19 protein-coding genes are annotated in these 18,847 nt (G+C 70.5%); 11 read left to right on the top strand and 8 right to left on the bottom strand.

Annotated features, from left to right (window positions below; translation table 11 throughout):
* The first annotated feature begins 133 nt into the window (after positions 1-133).
* The 3 genes from FHP08_RS03700 (at position 134) to FHP08_RS03690 (ending at position 2,861) form a co-directional block, all read left to right on the top strand.
* Positions 134-1,309, top strand: a complete 1,176-nt coding sequence (locus FHP08_RS03700; RefSeq protein ID WP_407703974.1) for a ribonucleotide-diphosphate reductase subunit beta — start codon at positions 134-136, stop codon at positions 1,307-1,309.
* Between the two features lie 325 nt (positions 1,310-1,634).
* Positions 1,635-2,177 carry a histone H1-like DNA-binding protein gene (locus FHP08_RS03695; protein WP_147702930.1) on the top strand — a complete coding sequence of 181 codons (543 nt, stop codon included), beginning with the start codon at positions 1,635-1,637 and terminating at the stop codon, positions 2,175-2,177.
* Positions 2,178-2,300: 123 nt separating this feature from the next.
* The gene (locus FHP08_RS03690) at positions 2,301-2,861 is read left to right on the top strand and encodes a YggT family protein (RefSeq protein ID WP_147702929.1); all 561 of its coding nucleotides are present in this window, start codon (positions 2,301-2,303) and stop codon (positions 2,859-2,861) included.
* Between the two features lie 7 nt (positions 2,862-2,868).
* Here FHP08_RS03690 and FHP08_RS03685 read toward each other — a convergent pair whose 3' ends face one another.
* The 8 genes from FHP08_RS03685 to FHP08_RS03650 form a co-directional block, all read right to left on the bottom strand.
* Positions 2,869-3,816 (bottom strand): carbohydrate kinase family protein, encoded by a 948-nt coding sequence (locus tag FHP08_RS03685; RefSeq protein ID WP_147702928.1) that lies wholly within the window; start codon positions 3,814-3,816, stop codon positions 2,869-2,871.
* Positions 3,817-3,868: 52 nt separating this feature from the next.
* Entirely contained in the window at positions 3,869-5,188 is a 1,320-nt protein-coding gene (locus tag FHP08_RS03680) for a DUF3426 domain-containing protein (RefSeq protein WP_147702927.1), read from the bottom strand.
* A 70-nt stretch (positions 5,189-5,258) separates the two neighbouring features.
* Positions 5,259-6,158 (bottom strand): 50S ribosomal protein L11 methyltransferase, encoded by a 900-nt coding sequence (gene prmA / locus FHP08_RS03675; protein WP_147702926.1) that lies wholly within the window; start codon positions 6,156-6,158, stop codon positions 5,259-5,261.
* 31 nt (positions 6,159-6,189) lie between these two features.
* The gene (gene accC, locus FHP08_RS03670; RefSeq protein ID WP_147702925.1) at positions 6,190-7,539 is read right to left on the bottom strand and encodes an acetyl-CoA carboxylase biotin carboxylase subunit; all 1,350 of its coding nucleotides are present in this window, start codon (positions 7,537-7,539) and stop codon (positions 6,190-6,192) included.
* Position 7,540: 1 nt separating this feature from the next.
* Entirely contained in the window at positions 7,541-7,996 is a 456-nt protein-coding gene (gene accB, locus FHP08_RS03665) for an acetyl-CoA carboxylase biotin carboxyl carrier protein (RefSeq protein WP_147702924.1), read from the bottom strand.
* Between the two features lie 109 nt (positions 7,997-8,105).
* Positions 8,106-8,567 (bottom strand): type II 3-dehydroquinate dehydratase, encoded by a 462-nt coding sequence (gene aroQ, locus FHP08_RS03660; RefSeq protein ID WP_147702923.1) that lies wholly within the window; start codon positions 8,565-8,567, stop codon positions 8,106-8,108.
* Between the two features lie 107 nt (positions 8,568-8,674).
* On the bottom strand, positions 8,675-9,208 hold the full coding sequence (locus tag FHP08_RS03655) for a TlpA family protein disulfide reductase (protein ID WP_147702922.1): 534 nt from the start codon (positions 9,206-9,208) through the stop codon (positions 8,675-8,677).
* Positions 9,205-9,834 carry a UDP-N-acetylmuramate--alanine ligase gene (locus tag FHP08_RS03650; protein ID WP_147702921.1) on the bottom strand — a complete coding sequence of 210 codons (630 nt, stop codon included), beginning with the start codon at positions 9,832-9,834 and terminating at the stop codon, positions 9,205-9,207. Before FHP08_RS03650 ends, FHP08_RS03655 begins: the two co-directional genes overlap by 4 nt.
* 37 nt (positions 9,835-9,871) lie before the next feature.
* On the opposite strand from FHP08_RS03650, the gene mpl reads away from it, so the two are divergent.
* The 8 genes from mpl (at position 9,872) to mgtE (ending at position 18,819) form a co-directional block, all read left to right on the top strand.
* Positions 9,872-11,227, top strand: a complete 1,356-nt coding sequence (gene mpl, locus FHP08_RS03645; protein WP_147702920.1) for a UDP-N-acetylmuramate:L-alanyl-gamma-D-glutamyl-meso-diaminopimelate ligase — start codon at positions 9,872-9,874, stop codon at positions 11,225-11,227.
* A gap of 19 nt (positions 11,228-11,246) precedes the next feature.
* Positions 11,247-11,840, top strand: a complete 594-nt coding sequence (locus FHP08_RS03640; RefSeq protein ID WP_147702919.1) for a YqiA/YcfP family alpha/beta fold hydrolase — start codon at positions 11,247-11,249, stop codon at positions 11,838-11,840.
* A gap of 138 nt (positions 11,841-11,978) precedes the next feature.
* Complete coding sequence (gene fabG, locus FHP08_RS03635) at positions 11,979-12,719, top strand: 3-oxoacyl-ACP reductase FabG (RefSeq protein ID WP_147702918.1); 741 nt, start codon at positions 11,979-11,981, stop codon at positions 12,717-12,719.
* A gap of 70 nt (positions 12,720-12,789) precedes the next feature.
* Entirely contained in the window at positions 12,790-14,748 is a 1,959-nt protein-coding gene (locus FHP08_RS03630; RefSeq protein WP_147702917.1) for a ribonuclease catalytic domain-containing protein, read from the top strand.
* 10 nt (positions 14,749-14,758) lie between these two features.
* Complete coding sequence (locus FHP08_RS03625) at positions 14,759-15,649, top strand: energy transducer TonB (protein WP_147702916.1); 891 nt, start codon at positions 14,759-14,761, stop codon at positions 15,647-15,649.
* The gene (gene aroE / locus FHP08_RS03620; RefSeq protein ID WP_147702915.1) at positions 15,646-16,494 is read left to right on the top strand and encodes a shikimate dehydrogenase; all 849 of its coding nucleotides are present in this window, start codon (positions 15,646-15,648) and stop codon (positions 16,492-16,494) included. Before FHP08_RS03625 ends, aroE begins: the two co-directional genes overlap by 4 nt.
* A gap of 75 nt (positions 16,495-16,569) precedes the next feature.
* Entirely contained in the window at positions 16,570-17,268 is a 699-nt protein-coding gene (mtgA, locus tag FHP08_RS03615) for a monofunctional biosynthetic peptidoglycan transglycosylase (RefSeq protein WP_147702914.1), read from the top strand.
* An 18-nt stretch (positions 17,269-17,286) separates the two neighbouring features.
* On the top strand, positions 17,287-18,819 hold the full coding sequence (gene mgtE / locus FHP08_RS03610; RefSeq protein ID WP_147702913.1) for a magnesium transporter: 1,533 nt from the start codon (positions 17,287-17,289) through the stop codon (positions 18,817-18,819).
* Positions 18,820-18,847 lie beyond the last annotated feature (28 nt).

Raw genomic sequence — 18,847 nt, 5'->3', positions numbered from 1 at the left:
GCTTGTGAATAACGGCGGAATCTCGCGGCAGTACAAGAAGTTAAATCGAAGTATTGAAGCGAGACCTCAGATGCTTTCCTGGGACGATCCGATTCCTGCCACGCCGGCCCGCCCGGCGCCCGCACAGTCGCCGATGCCGGCCCTCCAGCCGGTGAGCACGGCCGCCGCCCCGACCGCGGCCCGGCCGCAGGCCCCCGCCGCCGTCCGCGCCACACCCGACCAGATCGCCGTTCCGGCCCAGCCTCATGCCGATGCCCGGCCGCACAACGGCTCGCAGCTCGCGCAGAGCGACCGCCGCGTGCGCGTCGAGGACAAGCGGATCATCAACGGCGGCGCCGACGTCAACCAGCTGGTGCCGTTCAAGTACAAATGGGCCTGGGAGAAGTACCTGGCCACCTGCGCCAACCACTGGATGCCGCAGGAAATCAACATGAGCCGCGACATCGCGCTCTGGAAGAACCCGAACGGCCTGACCGACGACGAGCGTCGCCTGGTCAAGCGCAACCTGGGCTTCTTCGTGACAGCCGACTCGCTGGCCGCGAACAACATCGTGCTGGGCACCTACCGGCACATCACCGCTCCCGAGTGCCGCCAGTTCCTGCTGCGCCAGGCCTTCGAGGAAGCGATCCACACGCACGCCTACCAGTACATCGTCGAGTCGCTGGGCCTCGACGAGGGCGAGATCTTCAACGCGTACCACGAGGTCAAGTCGATCCGCGACAAGGACGAGTTCCTGATCCCGTTCATCGACACGCTGACCGATCCCAACTTCAAGACCGGCACCGCCGAGAGCGACCAGGCGTTGCTGAAGTCGCTGATCGTCTTTGCCTGCCTGATGGAAGGCCTGTTCTTCTACGTGGGCTTCGTGCAGATCCTCGCGTTGGGCCGGCAGAACAAGATGACCGGCGCGGCCGAGCAGTACCAGTACATCCTTCGCGACGAGTCGATGCACTGCAACTTCGGCATCGACCTGATCAACCAGATCAAGCTCGAGAACCCGCAGCTCTGGACGCCGCAGTTCCGCGACGAGGTCCGCGCGCTGTTCATGCGGGCGGTCGAGCTCGAGTACGCCTATGCCGAGGACACCATGCCGCGCGGCGTGCTCGGCCTGAACGCATCGATGTTCAAGGGTTACCTGCGGTTCATCGCGAACCGCCGGGCGCAGCAGATCGGCCTCGATCCGCTGTTCCCTCAGGAAGAGAACCCCTTCCCGTGGATGAGCGAGATGATCGATCTCAAGAAGGAACGCAACTTCTTCGAGACCCGGGTCATCGAGTATCAGACCGGCGGGGCGCTCAGCTGGGAATGAAATCGCGGCGGCGGCCCGCGCGAGCGGGCGTCGCGGCTTGCACAGGATCCGAATTGAGGTCTCACCGCAGATCGGGACTCGGCGAAGCAGCACAGGCAAGGCGGCCCCTGGTGGCCGCGGGGACTGCTTCCCCCTGCGGAAAGACCTCGAAGAAGGCGTCGCGCCCCGGTGGCCGGCGCCTTTTTTGCGCCGAATTCATTAGCGTAGGAGCTTTCGCGCGGACACCGCGCGTTCTTGCGCCGATGAATGGCCCGTGTCGGTGGGCGCCTTCGGGCGCTCCGACAGGGGTCTCCGTTACCGCAACATCCACGCAAGGAGATCCGTGATGGCAACCGCCAAGAAGCCCGCGAAGAAAGCCGCGGCGAAGAAGCCTGCGGCCAAGAAGGCCGCCGCCAAGAAACCCGCCGTGAAGAAGGCCGCGGTCGCTGCGAAGAAGCCCGCCGCCAAGAAGCCGGCGGCGAAGAAGGTCGCCGCCAAGAAGCCGGCGGCCAAGAAGGTTGCGGCGAAGAAGCCGGCAGCGAAGAAGGTCGCGGCGAAGAAGCCGGCGGCGAAGAAGGCCGTCAAGAAGGCCGTCAAGAAGGCGGCGGCCAAGGTCGCCAAGAAGGTCACCGCCAAGAAGGTCGCTGCCAAGAAGGCCGTCAAGAAGGCAGTGAAGGCGGTCAAGAAGGCCGCCGCCAGGAAGCCCGCCGCCAAGAAAGCCGCGGCGAAGAAGCCTGCGGCGAAGAAGCCCGCTGCCAAGAAGCCGGCTGCGAAGAAGCCTGCGGCCAAGCCCGCGGCGGCGAGCAAGCCGGCTGCCAAGAAGGTCGCGGCACCCAAGCCGCTGAACCCGGCCGCAGCCTGGCCGTTTCCGACCGGCAATCGTCCCTGACGGTTTGCGCGGGCCGAGCGCTTCGGCCCGCGCACGGTCTCCCGTCATGGCCGACGCGTGAACGCGCGTCGGCCATGACGGGGCTTTGTGCGAGAATCGTTCGAACCCCCCGGATGATCCTCCATGCACCAAGCGCTCTGGCTTCTGCTCGAAACGCTGGGCAGCCTGCTCGCAACGGCCTGCCTGCTTCGCGCCTACATGAACCGCGTCGGCCTCGGCGCGCGCAATCCCGTCGGCCAGTTCGTGGTCGCGATCACCGACTGGCTGGTCAGGCCGCTGCGGCGCGTGCTGCCGGCTGGCCGGACTGTCGACTGGGCCAGCATCATGGCGGGCTTCGTCGTGTCGCTGGTCCTCGCGGTGCTGTTCGTCGCGCTCTTCGGCGGCGGACGATTTCCGGCGCCCGGCGCGGTGCTGATGCTGTCGGTGTTCTGGCTGTTCAAGTGGTCGCTGTGGCTGCTCACCGCCCTGGTGCTGATGCAGGCGGTGCTCTCATGGGTCAATCCGCACGCGCCGATCGCGCCGACCATCGCGGCGCTCACGCGGCCCTTCCTGGCGCCGATCCGCCGGGTCGTTCCGCCCATCGGCGGCGTGGACCTCTCGCCGCTGGTGCTGATCCTCCTGGTGCAGGTGCTGCTCACGCTGCTGCAGTCGCTGCTCCCCGGAATGATGGCCTTCGCGCGCTGATCGCCCCTCACCAGGGGCGGGTGCCCCACAGCGCCCCGTAGCGCGCCGCGACCTCGTCCCGGCTGACCGGATGGTTCTGCGCACCCTGGTGCGCGATCTTCAGCGCGCCCATCAGCGAGCCGAGTCTCGCGGCGTCTCGCCACGACCAGCCGGCCGACAGGCCGTAGAGCAGGCCGCCGCGGTAGGCGTCGCCGCAACCGGTGGGGTCGACCGGGTCCTTCACTGCGACCGCCTCGACCAGCTGGCGACGCCCGCCCTCGTAGAGCACCGAGCCTTCGGCGCCGCGGGTCACGATCATCGCCTGCACGCGCGAGGCGATCTCCTCCTCGGACCATCCGGTGCGCTCGGTGAGCAGGCCCGCCTCGTAGTCGTTGACCGCCACCGCAGAGGCCTGCTCCACGAACTCGCGCAGCTCGGCGCCGTCGAACATCGGCAAGCCCTGTCCCGGGTCGAACAGCCAGGGCACGCCGGCCTGCGAGAACTCCCGTGCGTGCGAGAGCATCGCGTCGCGGCCGTTGGGTGCCACGATGCCCCAGGCGGCGCCGGCCTGCGCGGCCTGGCTCGCCGACACCCGGTGGGCCTCGGACATGGCACCGGGGTGGAAGGCAGTGATCTGGTTGTCGGACAGGTCGGTGGTGATGAATGCCTGCGCGGTGAAGAGGTCTTCGCAGCGGAGCATCGGCGCGGTGTCGACGCCCAGCGCGCGCAGGCGCTTGAGGAACGGCTCGCCGTCGTGTCCTACCGCGGCCAGCACCACCGCTTCGCCGCCCAGGCTCTGCAGGTTGTAGGCGATGTTCGCCGCGCAGCCCCCGAATTCGCGCTTGAGCCGCGGCGTGAGGAAGGCCACGTTCAGCATGTGCACGCGATCCGGAAGGATGTGGTCGCGGAAGTGGCCCTCGAAGACCATGATCGTGTCGTAGGCGACCGAGCCACTGATCAGCACGCGGCGGGACATCGGGACTCCTGTTCGGTTGTCGGGAAAAGGGGCGTTGTCGGAAGCGGGCGCGTCAGCGGTAGAAGAGCGTGACCGAATAGCCCGCCGGCTGGACCTCGTCGGCCTCGAGCGCGAGCCGGATCGGGCGCTCGGAGCGCGGCCGCAGGCCGGCCTCGACGGCTGCGGGCGAAAGGTAGTCGGCCGGGTCGATGGCCTTGCGCAGCAGCACCCGGTTGGCCGGATCGGTCAGCGTGAGCAGCATCGACGGCCAGCGCACCGCGTAGCTCGCGTCGTTGCGAACGATCGCCGAGACCGAGAACAGGCCCGGGCGCCCCGCCGCCTGCAGCTCGAAGGATTCGATGGCCAGTGACTCGAGCGCGCGCGGCAGCCGGATCTCGAGACCGATGGGCGCGCCCAGCGTGGCGATCATCGGCTCGAGCGCGGGGAAGCGCGCGGCCAGCCAGTCGCGGCTGGCGAACATCGCCTGCAGCCCCAGCAGAGCGACCAGCGCGGAGGCCCCAAGCAGCTTCCAGCCGCCATTCCGGCCGATGAAGCCGCGGCGGCGGCGCTCGGCCGAGAAGTAGTCGATCGCGGACTCGTTGTCGTCCCAGGCCTCGAGTTCCTGCGCGACTGCCTCGAGCTCCTCTGCGAAGCGCTGGTCTTCGTCGTGTGGCGCCGCAGGCTCACCGGCAGGCCGCCGCGCAGGCGGGGTGCGAAACAAGTTGCTCGGCGCGATGTCCGGCCATTCCGATCGCCAGGCCTCGCGCCGCGGCTGCGCCGCATCGTGCGGAATCGTGTCGTCGTTCGGGTGCGTTTCGTCCGGCGGGAGCGCTTCGTCCGGCGGGAGCGTTTCGTCCGGCGGGAGCGTTTCGTTCCGCGGGAGCGTCTCCTCGTGCGCGAGCGTTTCATCCTCGATCGGAAGGGTGTCCGCGGAATCGACCAAGAGCGTCATCGGCGACGCGTCTTCTTCGAAGCGCTCCGTGCGCCAGTGCTCGCCGTCGAGATCGTCTTCGCGCGCCGGATGCGCATGCGCGGACCGCCAGGGCGCGTAGTCCTCGGGGCCCGGGTCGTCGTCGATCTGCCCGGCAGCGCCGAAGGACGGCACGCCCGCCTCCGAAGCCGGGGCGCCGAAGGACGGGAGGGGGCCGCTGTCCGGCCCCGCCTCGGGTCCCGTCGCCGGCGTGACTGCAAGAGGGGCTGCCGTCGAAGGGGGCGCCGCACCCGACGCGCTGGTCGGCGCGCCGGATTCCTCCTCGAGCCTGCGCAGGCGCTCCAGCCCCGAGAACACGGTGCGGCACTGTCCGCAGCGCACGAACCCGCGGCGCAACTTGAGCTGGTCCGCGACGACGCGGAAGCTGGTTTCGCAGTTCGGGCAGGTGGTGACGAGGGTCATCGGATCGGGAGGATCGGCAAGCGGGCGCGCCGCCTGCGCGCGCGCGGGGCCGGCTCGCCGGCCGCGTCGATCATGACCGGGCGCGGCCGGCCAGGCAAGTCCAGCCGTCGAGCGAACGCCAGGCTTCGAGCGCCACGTCCGGATAGCAGGCGGCGATCTCCTCGGCCTGCCGGTCGAGCAGGCCTGCCAGGACCAGCCATCCGCCCGGCCTGACCAGCGAGGACAGCAGCGGCGCCAGGATCCGCAGCGGGTTGGCCAGGATGTTGGCGACCACGACGTCGGCGGGCGCTGGCGGCGTGCCGCCGGGCTCGCGCGCCTCGAGCGACACCTGGTTGACCGCGGCGTTCGCGCGAGTGCTCTCGACGGCCTGTGGATCGATGTCGATCGCGACGACGCTGCCGGCATCCAGCCGCGCCGCGGCGATCGCCAGGATCCCCGAGCCGCAGCCGTAGTCGATCACGGTGGCGCCGGGCGCGAGGTTCGCGTCGAGCCACTCGAGGCACATCCGGGTGGTCGGATGGCTGCCGGTGCCGAAGGCCAGGCCGGGATCGAGCACGATGGGCAGGCGGTTGCCGGCCGAGTCGCCGCTGGGCAGGTGCCAGGACGGCGTGATCCAGAGTCGCTCGCCGATCGGGATCGGCTCGAACTGCGCCTGGGTCTGTCGGACCCAGTCGAGCTCGGGCACCGGGCGCAGCGAATGCGAGACCGGCGGCGCGTCGCCGCACTGTGCGGCGGCGTCGGCCAGCATCCGCCCGGCGTCGACCTCGTCGCCGATCATCGCGGCGAGGCGGGTGCGCAGCCAGCCTTGTGCCGGCGCGGGCTCGCCCGGTTCGCCGAACAGGGCCTGCTCGTCGGGCGAGCCGTCGTCGGCATCCTCGGCCTGCACCGACACCGCGCCGCACTCGAGCAGCGCGTCGGACCAGGCCTCGACGCGGTCCTGGGCAACGACGAAGATCACTTCCCTCCACATGCCGGCATTGTCCTTCGGGTCGACCGCGCGATCAGAGCTTGCGCTGGGCCAGCCGGTTCTCGAGGTAGTGGATCGAGGTGCCGCCGGTCACGAAGTTCGCGTCCGCCAGCAGCTCGCGGTGAAGCGGCAGGTTGGTCTGGATGCCCTCGACCGCCATCTCGGACAGCGCGATGCGCATGCGCCGGATCGCCTGCTCGCGGGTGTCGCCGCGCGCCAGCAGCTTGGCGATCATCGAGTCGTAGTGCGGCGGAACGAAGTAGTTCGCGTAGGCGTGCGAGTCGACGCGGATGCCTGGCCCGCCAGGCGGATGCCAGGCGATGATCCGCCCCGGCGACGGCGTGAACTTGTACGGGTCCTCGGCGTTGATCCGGCACTCGATCGCGTGGCCGGTGAGCACGATGTCGCGCTGCTTGAAGCGCAGCTTCTCGCCGGCGGCGATCCGGATCTGCTCCTGCACGATGTCGATGCCGGTGATCAGTTCGGTGACCGGATGCTCGACCTGCACCCGGGTGTTCATCTCGATGAAGTAGAACTCGCCGTTCTCGTACAGGAACTCGAAGGTGCCGGCGCCCCGGTAGCCGATCTTGCGGCTGGCCTCGGCGCAGCGCGCACCCAGCCGGTCGAGCAGGCGGCGGCTGATGCCGGGCGCCGGCGCTTCCTCGATGATCTTCTGGTGGCGGCGCTGCATCGAGCAGTCGCGTTCGCCCAGGTGCACCGCGCTGCGGAAGCTGTCGGCCAGGATCTGGATCTCGATGTGCCGCGGATTCTCGAGGAACTTCTCGAGATAGACGGAGGGATTGCTGAAGGCCGCCTGCGCTTCGCTGCGGGTCATCGTGACCGCGTTGAGCAGGGCCGCCTCGGTGTGGACCACCCGCATGCCGCGCCCGCCGCCGCCGCCGGCCGCCTTGATGATGACCGGGTAGCCGACCGCGCGGGCGATCCGCAGGATCTCCTTCGGGTCGTCGGGCAGCGCGCCGTCGGAGCCGGGCACGCAGGGCACGCCGGCCTTCTTCATCGCGTCCTTGGCGGACACCTTGTCGCCCATCAACCGGATCGAGTCCGGGCGCGGGCCGATGAACACGAATCCGCTCTTCTCCACCCGCTCGGCGAAATCGGCGTTCTCGGACAGGAAGCCGTAGCCGGGGTGGATCGCCTCGGCGTCGGTCACCTCGGCCGCGCTGATGATCGCCGGGATGTTCAGGTAGCTGTCGCGCGAGGGCGGGGGACCGATGCAGACCGACTCGTCGGCGAGCTTGACGTACTTGGCCTCGGTATCGGCCTGGGAGTGGACGACGACCGTCTTGATGCCCAGCTCGCGGCAGGCCCGCTGGATCCGCAGCGCGATCTCGCCGCGGTTGGCGATCAGGATCTTCTCGAACATGTCATTCGATCACGAACAGCGGCTGGCCGAACTCCACCGGCGACCCGTTCTCGACGAGGATCTCGCGGATCGTGCCGGTGGCGTCGGCCTCGATCTCGTTCATCAGCTTCATCGCCTCGATGATGCACAGCGTGTCGCCTTCCTTGACCTGGCTTCCCACCGAGACGAAGGGCTCGGCGCCCGGCTGGCCGGCGCGGTAGAAGGTGCCGACCATCGGCGACTTGACCACGTGACCGCTCGGGGCCGCGGGTTCCGCGGGCGCTGCCCCTGCCGGGGCGGGCGCGGCGGGCGCGGCCACGGCGACGGGCGCCGTCATCTGCATGGGCATCGGTGCCGCGGCCTGCACCGGGGGCGCCTTCACGATCCGCACCTTGCCTTCGCCCTCGGTGATCTCCAGCTCGGAGATGCCGGATTCGGCGACCAGGTCGATCAGGGTCTTCAGTTTTCTCAGGTCCATCGTCTCTGCCTTTCGGGCGGCTCGCGGCCGCACCATGGAAATCGTGTGTGGATCGTTCCGGGCCCGCGCTCGGGTCCGGCTCGGGCCGACCGCGCTGCCGGGAACTGCCTCAGCCCTGGGCGGCCTTGTCGGCCTCGACCGTGGTGATCGCGTAGTCGAGCGCCAGCCGGTAGCCTGCCGGGCCGAGACCCGCGATCACGCCGACCGCCAGGTCGGAGAAATACGAATGGCGTCGGAACGCCTCGCGCCGGTGGATGTTCGACAGGTGCACCTCCACGAAGGGCACCGCCACGGCCGCCAGCGCATCGCGGATCGCCACGCTGGTGTGAGTGAAGGCCGCGGGATTGATCACGATGAAGTCCACCCCCGCCGGGCCTGCCGACTGGATGCGGTCGACCAGCGCGCCCTCGTGGTTCGTCTGGAATGAATCGACCTTGATGCCGCGATCCAGCCCGTATCTTTCGAGATCTTCGTTGATCTGGCTCAGGGTGGTCGAACCGTAGACACCGGGCTCGCGAGTGCCGAGCAGGTTCAGGTTCGGGCCGTGCAGAATCCAGATCAGTTTTGACATCGAAGGTGGGCGCGCAACTTGACCGCCCGTTCACCGAAGATGCCGGAGTTTAACGCCGATTCCGAAAATCGGGTCAAGAGATTTCCTGAGCCTGGGTTTTCCGGCTCTCAGGCGACGACCGCCTCGATGGCGTCGCGCAGGTCCTGGTACTTGAATCGGCCGATGATCCGGCGGGTCACCCGGCCGGAGCGGTCGATCACCACGGTGTAGGGCAAGCCGCCGGCCCGGTTCCCGAAGCGCCGCGAGAGCTCGCTGCCTCCCGCGCCCGCCACCAGCAGCGGATAGGCGACCGGTCTCTGCTCGGAGAACTTGCGGATGTTGTCCGGCGAGTCGACGCCCAGGCCGACCACCTGCAGGCCCCGGTCCCGGTACTGCTGCTGCAGTTCGCTGAGCTCCGGCATTTCCTCGACGCAGGGCGGGCACCAGGTCGCCCAGAAGTTCACGACCAGCGGCTTGCCGCGCAGCTGGTCGAGACCGGTGGCGAAGCCTTGCGCATCGGGCAGGTTGAGGGCGAACAGCAGATGCGCCGCGTCGATCTCGCCTTCGTCCGGCGCATAGCGGCGCCAGGCGGTCCAGGCCCCCAGGCCGCCGGCCACGGCCGCGACCGTTCCGAAGGCCAGCCAGCGTCGACGGGCGTTCATCGGGCGCCTCGCGCCACCGGGTCCGCCGTGCCGGGCTCTTCGATTCGCGCGAGCAGCGCGGGCAGGTCGCCGCGCTCGGCCCCGGCGCTGCCGCCGCGCAGCGCGCCGCGCAGGTCGTCCTCGTCGTACAGCGACAGCATCACCGGCTCGTCGCGCCACCAGAACACGATCGCCTCGACGTCGTCGCGGCTGCGATCGCGGAAGTGCGGGGTGGTTTCCACGTCGAAGCGGATGCCGTCGTTCAGAAGCTGGATTTCCACGTCTTTCGGGTTGTCATGAAACAGTTGCAGGTGGATCGGCGCATGTTCGGCGACGATCCCTTTCCACACGGCGCCGGTCAGGTAGGGCCGGAAGGGTGCGAGCCGGCGCATCAGCGCCGCAGCGGCCTGGCGCCGCCTGGCGACGCGGCCGGCGTGCTCCTCGTCGAACAGGTCGAGGTGCTCGCGCAGCGCGGCATCGATCTCGTCGTTGTCGGGCATCGAAGCTTTCGGCGAGCTGCCTTCGCCGAGCACCTGGCGAAGCGCCTTGCGCTTGGCGCCGGCGTAGTCGAGGCCGCCGTCGGCGATCAGCCGGGCGGCGACGGCGGCGATCTCGAGTCGCAGCGCGTCGGGGGAGGTATCGGTCATGGCGTTAGAATCCGGGGCCTTTTTCATTATCGCCCCGATGCACATTCACGTTCTCGGTATCTGTGGAACCTTCATGGGCGGAATCGCCGCGATCGCCCGCGAAGCCGGCCACCGCGTCACCGGTTGCGACGCCAATGTCTATCCGCCGATGAGCGACCAGCTGCGCAAGCTGGGCATCGAGCTGATCGAGGGCTACGATCCGGCGCAGCTCGCGCTCGCCCCCGACCTGTGGGTGGTCGGCAACGTGGTGTCGCGCGGCAATCCGCTGATGGAGGCGATCCTCGACGCCCGCCTGCCCTACATCTCGGGCCCGCAGTGGCTGTCCGAGCATGTGTTGCGCGGCCGCCCGGTCGCCGCCGTGGCCGGCACCCACGGGAAGACGACCACCGCGTCGATGCTGGCCTGGATCCTCGAATCGGCCGGCCTGGCGCCGGGCTTCCTGATCGGCGGCGTGCCGATCGATTTCCCGGTTTCGGCCCGGCTCGGCGCCGGCGAATGGTTCGTGATCGAGGCCGACGAGTACGACACGGCCTTCTTCGACAAGCGTTCGAAGTTCGTCCACTACCGGCCCCAGGTGGCGCTGCTGAACAACCTGGAGTTCGATCACGCCGACATCTTCCCCGATCTCGCTGCGATCGAGACCCAGTTCCACCATCTGGTGCGCACCGTGCCGCGCAGCGGCTGGCTGGTGATCAACGCCCAGGCGCCGGCGCTGGACCGGGTGCTCGCCCGTGGCGTCTGGAGCGGCTGCGTGCGCTTCGGTTCGGCCGAGGGCTGGCACGAGGCAGCGGTCGACGAGCTGCCGGATCGCACCGAGTTCGACGTGTTCGAGGGCGAGGTCCGCCACGGTCGCTGCGCGCTGCCCCTCGCCGGCGCCCACAGCCGGGCCAACGCGCTGGGGGCGATCGCCGCGGCGGCCCGCATCGGTGTGGCGCCGGCCGACGCGATCGCCGCGCTGGGCCGGTTCGGCGGGGTCCGCCGCCGGCTCGAGCTGCGCGGTGGGCGCGGCGGGATCCAGGTTTACGACGACTTCGCCCATCACCCGACCGCGATCGCGACCACGGTGGCCGGCCTGCGCGCCCGCATGGGCGGCGCGGGGCGCATCCTGGCCGTGCTCGAGCCGCGATCGAACACGATGAAGCTGGGCACGATGGCCGCCCAGCTGCCGGCCAGCCTGGCCGATGCCGACCTGACCTGGTGCTACACCGCGAACCTGGGCTGGGACGCCGCGGCCGCGCTGGCGCCGATGGGTGCCCGTGCCCGCACGATGGACGACCTCGACGCGCTGGTGGCCGCGGTGACGGCAGAAGCGCGTCCGGGCGACCGGATCCTGGTGATGAGCAACGGCGGTTTCGGCGGCATCCACGAGCGGCTGCTGGCCGCGCTCGGCTGATCCGCTCCGGCCGGTTCCCATGCAGCATCCCGAACGACCCCGCCTGATCTACCTGCACGGGTTCCGCTCGTCGCCGGCCTCGTTCAAGGCCCGGCTGATCGACGCGCGGATGCAGGCGCTGGGCCGCGGCGCGGACTTCGTCTGCCCGCAGTTGCCCGCCTCGCCGGCCGAGGCGGTCGCGCTGGTGTCGGAGCGGCTGCTGCCCCGGCCGCATGACACGCTGGTGGGCAGCTCGCTGGGCGGCTACTACGCCACCTGGCTGGCCGAGCGGCATGGTTGCCGCGCCGTGCTGCTGAACCCGGCGGTCGACCCCGCCCGCGACCTGCGCGGTCACGTCGGGCCGCAGCGGATGTACCACAGCGATGCGCCCTTCGTGTTCGAACCTCGCTACCTGGGCGAGCTCGCCGCGCTCGAGGTCGGCGCGATCACGTTTCCCGGGCGCTACCTGCTGGTGGCCGCCAAGGGCGACGAGCTGCTCGACTGGCGCGAGATGGTCGGCCGCTACGCCGGCGCGCGCCAGAGGGTCCTCGAGGGCAGCGATCACGGCCTGTCGGACTTCGCCGAGCTGCTCGACGAGGTCCTGGGCTTTGCGGGAATGCTGCCCGACGGCTGAGGGCGCGTGAACGGATCTGCCGCGCGGCGCGAGCTCGGGCCGCGCGCCGCGATCCCTTCGCGCGTTCCGGGGCCCCGGCGACCCGTCGCGCCTCGCGCGGCAACGAAACGAATTCGGACTGACTGAAAGGAAGCGATCATGCGTCTCGAGAACAGGGTGGCGATCATCACCGGCGCGGCAAGCGGCATCGGCCTGGCCACGGCGAAGCGCTTCGTGCGCGACGGCGCGCGGGTGGCGGTGGCCGACATCGACGACAAGCGCATCGCCGCTGCGCTGGCCGAGCTCGGCGCGGGCGAAGGCGGGGCGCTGGGCCTGCGGGTCGACGTGACCGACCGGGCCAGCGTCGACGCGATGGTCAAGGCCACCCGAGACGCCTTCGGCCGCATCGACTGCCTGGTGAACAACGCCGGCATCACGCTCGACGCGCGGCTGGTCAAGATGACCGCCGAGCAGTTCGACAAGGTGATCGACGTGAACCTGAAGGGCGTCTTCCACTGCACCCAGGCGGTGGCCGACACGATGATCCTGCAGGGCGCCGGCGTGATCCTGAACGCCTCGTCCGTGGTCGGCCTGTACGGCAACTTCGGCCAGACGAACTACGCCGCCACCAAGGCCGGCCTGATCGGCTTCACCAAGACCTGGGCGCGCGAGCTCGGGCCCAAGGGCATCCGCGTGGCCGCGGTCTGCCCGGGCTTCGTGGCCACGCCCATCCTCGACACGATCCCCGAGGCCGTCATGCAGAAGATGGTCGACAAGGTGCCGCTGGGCCGCCTGGGCCGGCCCGACGAGATCGCCGGCGTCTACGCCTTCCTGGCCTCGGACGACGCGAGCTACATCAACGGCGCGGTGATCGAGGTCTCCGGCGGCATCATGCTGTGAGCGGCCGTTCCGCTCCGCCGATCGGCCGCCCGCGGCCGGCGGCGCCCGAGTCCTGTAACCTTTCCCGACGATGAAGCACCTGCTGTTCGAAGACAACGGCGATTTCAAGGCCGGCACGCTGATGTCGGAGGCCGGCTCCAGCCTGCAGGTCGAGCTGGCCAGCGGCAAGCGGGCCAAGGTCAAGGCCTCGCACGTGCTGCTGCGCTTCGACGCGCCGGCACCCGAGGCGATGCTGCCGGCTGCCCGCGCCCTGGCCGAGGAGATCGACGTCGATTTTCTCTGGGAGTGCGCGCCGCACGACGAGTTCGCGTTCACCGCGCTGGCCGACGAGTATTTCGGCGGGCAGGCAACGCCGACCCAGGCCGCCGCGCTGCTGATCCGGCTGCAGGGCGCGCCGGTCCATTTCCACCGCAAGGGCCGCGGCCACTACCGGCCGGCGCCGGCCGAGACGCTGAAGGCGGCGCTGGCGGCGCTGGAGCGCAAGCGCCTGCAGGAGGCGCAGATCGAGGCCCACGCGCAGGAGATGATCGAGGGCCGGCTGCCCAGGGAGGTCGGCGAGCAGGCGGCCTGGCTGCTGGTGCGGCCCGACAAGATGTCGCTGACCTGGAAGGCCTTCGACCGGGCGCTGGCGGCCACCGGCAAGAGCCCGGAGCGGCTGCTGCTCGAGCTCGGCGCCTTCGCCTCGCCGCGCGACCTGCACATGGCGCGCTTCGCCGCCGAGCACTTCCCTCACGGCTTCGGCATCACGCTGCGCCGCGATCCGCTCGAGGGCTTTGCCGAGGCGGTGGCGGCGCTGCCGCTGGCAGAGGTCGAGGCCTTCTCGGTCGACGACTCCACCACCACCGAGATCGACGACGCGCTGTCGGTGCGCCGCACTGCGCGCGGCTGGCGCATCGGCATCCACATCGCAGCGCCCGCGCTGGCGATCGCGCCGGGCAGCGAGCTCGACCTGGTGGCCCGCGAGCGGATGTCCACCGTCTACATGCCAGGCGGCAAGATCACGATGCTCCCCGAGCCGCTGATCGCCGCCTGCTCGCTCGACGAAGGCCGCGAAATGCCGGCGCTCTCGCTGTACCTGGACATCGACGAGGACGGCGAGGCCATCGTCGGGCGGCACTCGCAGCCCGAGCGGGTGCGCGTCGCGGCCAACCTGCGCCACGACCTGCTCGACGGCGTGTATACCGAGGCCGTGCTGGGGCCGGCCAACGCGCCCGCGGTCGACGCCGACGGCCAGCCGCTGCGCTTCGCCGACGAGCTCGCCGTGCTCTGGAAGCTCGCGCTGGCGCTGGGCGCCGAGCGGGAGCGGGTGCGCGGCAAGCCGGAACCCCGCTTCCGGGCCGACTTCAGCTTCTATCTCGATCCGGCCGAAGCGGGCGAGGAGCCGCGGGTGCGGATCGTGCCGCGCGGGCGCAACTCGCCCCTGGACCGGATCGTGTCCGAGATGGCCATCCTCGCCAACTGCGAGTGGGGCGGGCTGCTCGGCGAGCACGACACGCCCGGCATCTACCGCTCGCAGCAGCAAGGTCGGGTGCGGGTCACCAGCCATCCGCTGCCGCACCAGGGCCTGGGCGTGCCGCAGTACATGTGGGCCAGCTCGCCGCTTCGCCGCTACGTGGACCTGGTCAACCAGCGCCAGCTGGTCGCGGTGCTGTCCGGCGAGCGCGCGCCCTTCGGCCAGAACGACGCCGACTTGTTCTCGGTGATGAACGCCTTCGATGCGAAGTACGCCGCCTACGCCGAATTCCAGCAGCGGATGGAGCGCTACTGGTGCCTGCGCTGGGTCGCCCAGCAGGGACTGACCCGCGTCGACGCGGTGGTGGTGCGCGAGGACCTGGTGCGGCTGGTGAACGCGCCGCTCTACTTCCGCCTGCCCGGCATGCCGATGCTGCCGCCGGGCCGGCGCTTCGTCGCCGACCTGCTTGCCACCGACGAGATCGACTTGTCGGTGCAGGCGCGTTTCGTCGAGGCCGAGGCGGCCGGCAGCCTGTTCGACGAGACCGACGAAGAGCCGGTCGCGGGGTCGCTCTGAGGCTCGCGGGATGGCCACCATGACTGCCCCGGCCTGGACACGGCGGCTCGCGGTGCCGAGGGACCGGCTCGCGTTCGCGATCGGCGTGTCGGTGCTGCTGCACCTGGTCGTGCTGATGATGCGCTTCGCCCCGCCGGCGCCGATCAGGTTCGAGCCGATCGATCCGCGGCTCGAGGTCATCCTGCTGAACGCGCAGACCGAGAACCGTCCGGCCAGGCCCGAGGTGCTGGCGCAGGTCGACATGGTGGGCGGCGGCGACCGCGACACGGGGCGCGCGCGCAGCCCCTTGCCGGCCGAGAAGCAGGCGAGCGACGGCGAGGCGCTGGTGCGGCAGCGCCAGCGGGTCGCCGAGCTCGAGGCTCGCCAGCGCGAGCTGCTCGCGCTGGCCGCCGGCAAGCCGGTGCCGGTGCAGGCCGAGCGTCCCGCGCCCAAGGCCGCGCCGCAGCCGACCGGGCAGGACGACCAGAGCGCCGACGCGGTGATCGCCCGCCTGCAGGCGCAGATCGACAAGCAGATCTCCGACTACAACAAGCGGCCCAAGCGGCTCACCTACGGCATCAACGCGGTCGGTGTCAGCTACGCGCGCTACGTCGAGGACTGGGCCGCCCGGATCGAGAAGATCGGCACCGAGCGCTACCCGCCCGAGGCGCGCGGCAAGCTCTACGATTCGCTGATCATCACCGTGGAGATCGACCGCGACGGCAACGTGGTCGACGTGATCGTCGACAAGCCGTCGAAGCACGCGGCGCTCAACCGCGCGGTGCGACAGATCGTGCTCGCCGGTGCGCCCTATCCGCGCTTCAGCGACGCGATGGCCCGCGAGGGCGACATCCTGCAGATCGTCCGCACCTGGAACTTCACCCGGGGCGGGCTCGAGACCGAGGCGGTGGACCGCCCATGAAGGACCGTTACGCCGTGATCGGCAACCCGATCGCCCACAGCCGCTCGCCGGCGATCCACGCCCGCTTTGCCGAGGCCACCGGCCAGGACATCGTCTACGAGCGGCTGCTCGCGCCGGTCGACGGCTTTGCGCAGGTCGCGCTGCGCTTTCGCGACGAAGGCGGGCGCGGCCTCAACGTCACGCTGCCCTTCAAGCTCGACGCCTTCGCGCTGGCCGGCCTGCGCAGCGCGCGCGCGCAGGCCGCCGGCGCGGTGAACCTGCTGGCCTTCGACGGCGACCGGATCTACGGCGACAACACCGACGGCGCCGGGCTGGTCCGCGACATCGAGGTCCGGCTGGCCCTGCCGCTGGCCGGCCGCTCGGTGATGCTGCTGGGCGCGGGCGGCGCGGCGCGCGGCGTCATCCGGCCGCTGCTCGACGCCGGCGCGAGCCGGGTCGCGATCGCCAATCGCGGCGCCGGCCGGGCACGCGAGCTGGCCGCCGATGTGGACGACGCGCGGGTGGTGGGCGGCGGCTTCGACGAGATCGACGCGATGCTCGGGCAGGGCGGCGCCGTCGACCTGCTGGTCAACGCCACCTCGACCGGCCTGGGCGGCGAGGCGCTGCCGGTGCCCGGCGCGCGCTTCGCCGAGGCGCGGCTGGCCTACGACATGGTCTACGCCGCGCGGCCGACCGCCTTCATGGCGCAGGCGAGCGCGGCCGGCTGCCCGCGGGTTTCCGACGGCCTGGGCATGCTGGTCGAGCAGGCCGCCGAGTCCTTCCTGGTTTGGCGCGGCACGCGCCCCGACACCGAACCGGTCTACCGGGCCCTGCGCGCCGAGCTCGCGGCCGAGGCCGCGCGCTGACCCGTGGCGAAGCGGGACCGCAGCCGCAATGCCGGCCGCACGCGCCGTGCCCGTCGCCGGGCTGCGCGCGGGGCCATGCTGCGCCTGACCGGGCTGGCCCTGGGCTGGGCGGCCGCGCTGGCCTTCGCGGCGGTGCTTGCGCTGCAGGCCTGGTACTTCGGTCACGTGCTCTGGTGGAGCCAGGTCGACCCCGCCTCCACCGCCTTCATGCGCGCCGAGCTCGCCCGTCTGCGGCAGGAGAATCCGAAAGCGGACCTGCGTTTCGAGTGGGTGCCCTACGAGCGCATCTCGGCGCACCTGAAGCGGGCGGTGATCGCCGCCGAAGACGCCAGGTTCACCGAGCACGAGGGCGTGGACTGGGACGCGATCGAGAAGGCCTGGGAGCGCAATCTCGTGCGCGGCCGGGTCAGCCACGGCGGCTCGACGATCACGATGCAGCTCGCCAAGAATCTCTTCCTGTCCGGCGAGCGCAGCTACCTGCGCAAGGGGCAGGAGCTGGTCATCACCTACATGATCGAGGCGGTGATGAGCAAGCGCCGGATCCTCGAGATCTACCTGAACGTGGCCGAATGGGGCACCGGCGTGTTCGGCGCCGAGGCAGGGGCCCGTCACCACTTCGGCGTGCCGGCCGCGCGCCTCGCCCCGGGCCAGGCGGCGCGCATGGCCGCGATGCTGCCCAGGCCGCGCTACTACGACGCCAACCCCGGTTCTGCGGCGCTGGCGCGACGCTCCGCCTTCGTGGCGCGCTGGATGGGGTCGATCGACCCGCCCTGATCTAGAATCGGCCTTGCCATGGCCGACGAAGACGTCCTGAACGCCGAGGAGGCCGAAGCCGCCTCTTCGCACGAGTACGAGTCCGGTCCGGACGCCTCGCAGCCGCGGGATCCGGAGGCCGCTTCGCGCGCGCTCGGCGAGGTCCAGGAGCTGCTGCGCCGGCACCGCGTGGTGCTCGAGCTAGCGCATCGCCAGCGGCACGGCGAGGCCGAGGAACGCCACGAGCTGGTCGAGCAGCTGGTCGAGAAGCAGCACCTGGCCGAGCTGCGCGCGCGGCTCGACCGGCTGCATTCGGCCGACATCGCCTACGTGCTCGAGGCCCTGCCGTACCCGGACCGGATGATCGTCTGGGACCTGGTCAAGTCGGAGCGCGACGGCGAGATCCTGCTCGAGGTCTCCGATTCGGTGCGCGAATCGCTGATCCAGTCCATGGATCGCGAGGAACTGGTCGAGGCGGTCGAGACGCTCGACACCGACGAGATCGCCGAGCTCGCGCCCGATCTGCCCACCGACGTGGTCGAGGAGGTCAGCCAGGGCCTCAGCCACGAGGAGCGCGCGCAGCTGCGCGCGTCGATGTCCTTCCCGGAGGACTCGGTCGGCGAGCTGATGGACTTCGAGGCGATCACGGTTCGCCACGACTACACGCTCGACATGGTCCTGCGCGAGCTGCGCACCCTCGAGGAACTGCCCGATCACACCGACCAGGTCTTCGTGGTCGACGAGCAGGGCGCACTGCTGGGCTCGCTGCCGCTCGACCGCCTGCTGGTGAACCAGCCCGACGTGCTGGTCACCGACGTGATGAAGCGCGACGTGCTGACGCTGCAGCCGCTCGAGGAGGCCGGCGAGGCGGCCCAGGCCTTCGAGCGCTACGACCTGGTCTCGGCGCCGGTCGTCGATCCGTACAACCGGATCATCGGCCGGGTCACGGTGGCCGAGATGCTCGACGTGATCCGCGAGGAGGGCGACTCCGAGGCGCTGGCCAAGGCCGGCCTGCGCGAGGAGGAAGACCTGTTCTCCAGCGTCTGGGACTCCGCCCGCAACCGCTGGCCCTGGCTGGCGGTGAACCTGTGCACCGCCTTCTTCGCGTCGCGCGTGATCGGCCTGTTCGAAGGCACGATCGAGCGGGTGGTGGCGCTCGCCACGCTGATGCCCATCGTGGCCGGCCTGGCCGGCAATACTGGCAACCAGACGATGACGCTGCTGGTCCGCTCGATCGCGCTGGGGCAGGTGAACGCCTCGAACGCGCGCCGGCTGCTGGCCAAGGAGTTCGCGATCGCGGGCCTGAACGGCGCGGCCTGGGGCACGATCGCGGGCCTGGCCGCCTGGCTGCTCTACCGCGCCTCGCCGCAGGGCTGGCTGATCGGGCTCACGATGGGGCTCGCGATCGTGCTCAATCTGCTGGTGGCGGCGCTGATCGCCTTCGCGGTTCCGTTCACGCTCGAGCGCCTGGGGCGCGACCCGGCCATCGGCTCGTCGGTGTTGCTCACTTTCAGCACCGACAGCATGGGGTTTATGATCTTCCTCGGACTGGCGACGCTCTTCTTCGCCTGACCGGGTTCTGCGGCCGGTCGGCCGCCTT

The sequence above is a fragment of the Zeimonas arvi genome, assembly GCF_008039575.1.
Lineage (GTDB): Bacteria > Pseudomonadota > Gammaproteobacteria > Burkholderiales > Burkholderiaceae_E > Zeimonas > Zeimonas arvi.
The sequence above is the reverse complement of the archived record's forward strand: the minus strand, read 5'-3'. Positions and strand labels throughout refer to the sequence as shown.

Coding starts and splice junctions, on each gene's coding strand:
- accB (WP_147702924.1), bottom strand. CDS start 7,996: ATGGACCTGAGAAAACTGAAGACCCTGATCGACCTGGTCGCCGAATCC.
- aroE (WP_147702915.1), top strand. CDS start 15,646: ATGAAGGACCGTTACGCCGTGATCGGCAACCCGATCGCCCACAGCCGC.
- FHP08_RS03700 (WP_407703974.1), top strand. CDS start 134: ATGCCGGCCCTCCAGCCGGTGAGCACGGCCGCCGCCCCGACCGCGGCC.
- FHP08_RS03680 (WP_147702927.1), bottom strand. CDS start 5,188: ATGACCCTCGTCACCACCTGCCCGAACTGCGAAACCAGCTTCCGCGTC.
- mtgA (WP_147702914.1), top strand. CDS start 16,570: ATGCTGCGCCTGACCGGGCTGGCCCTGGGCTGGGCGGCCGCGCTGGCC.
- mpl (WP_147702920.1), top strand. CDS start 9,872: ATGCACATTCACGTTCTCGGTATCTGTGGAACCTTCATGGGCGGAATC.
- prmA (WP_147702926.1), bottom strand. CDS start 6,158: ATGTGGAGGGAAGTGATCTTCGTCGTTGCCCAGGACCGCGTCGAGGCC.
- FHP08_RS03650 (WP_147702921.1), bottom strand. CDS start 9,834: ATGACCGATACCTCCCCCGACGCGCTGCGACTCGAGATCGCCGCCGTC.
- fabG (WP_147702918.1), top strand. CDS start 11,979: ATGCGTCTCGAGAACAGGGTGGCGATCATCACCGGCGCGGCAAGCGGC.
- FHP08_RS03630 (WP_147702917.1), top strand. CDS start 12,790: ATGAAGCACCTGCTGTTCGAAGACAACGGCGATTTCAAGGCCGGCACG.
- accC (WP_147702925.1), bottom strand. CDS start 7,539: ATGTTCGAGAAGATCCTGATCGCCAACCGCGGCGAGATCGCGCTGCGG.
- aroQ (WP_147702923.1), bottom strand. CDS start 8,567: ATGTCAAAACTGATCTGGATTCTGCACGGCCCGAACCTGAACCTGCTC.
- FHP08_RS03685 (WP_147702928.1), bottom strand. CDS start 3,816: ATGTCCCGCCGCGTGCTGATCAGTGGCTCGGTCGCCTACGACACGATC.
- FHP08_RS03625 (WP_147702916.1), top strand. CDS start 14,759: ATGGCCACCATGACTGCCCCGGCCTGGACACGGCGGCTCGCGGTGCCG.
- mgtE (WP_147702913.1), top strand. CDS start 17,287: ATGGCCGACGAAGACGTCCTGAACGCCGAGGAGGCCGAAGCCGCCTCT.
- FHP08_RS03640 (WP_147702919.1), top strand. CDS start 11,247: ATGCAGCATCCCGAACGACCCCGCCTGATCTACCTGCACGGGTTCCGC.
- FHP08_RS03695 (WP_147702930.1), top strand. CDS start 1,635: ATGGCAACCGCCAAGAAGCCCGCGAAGAAAGCCGCGGCGAAGAAGCCT.
- FHP08_RS03690 (WP_147702929.1), top strand. CDS start 2,301: ATGCACCAAGCGCTCTGGCTTCTGCTCGAAACGCTGGGCAGCCTGCTC.
- FHP08_RS03655 (WP_147702922.1), bottom strand. CDS start 9,208: ATGAACGCCCGTCGACGCTGGCTGGCCTTCGGAACGGTCGCGGCCGTG.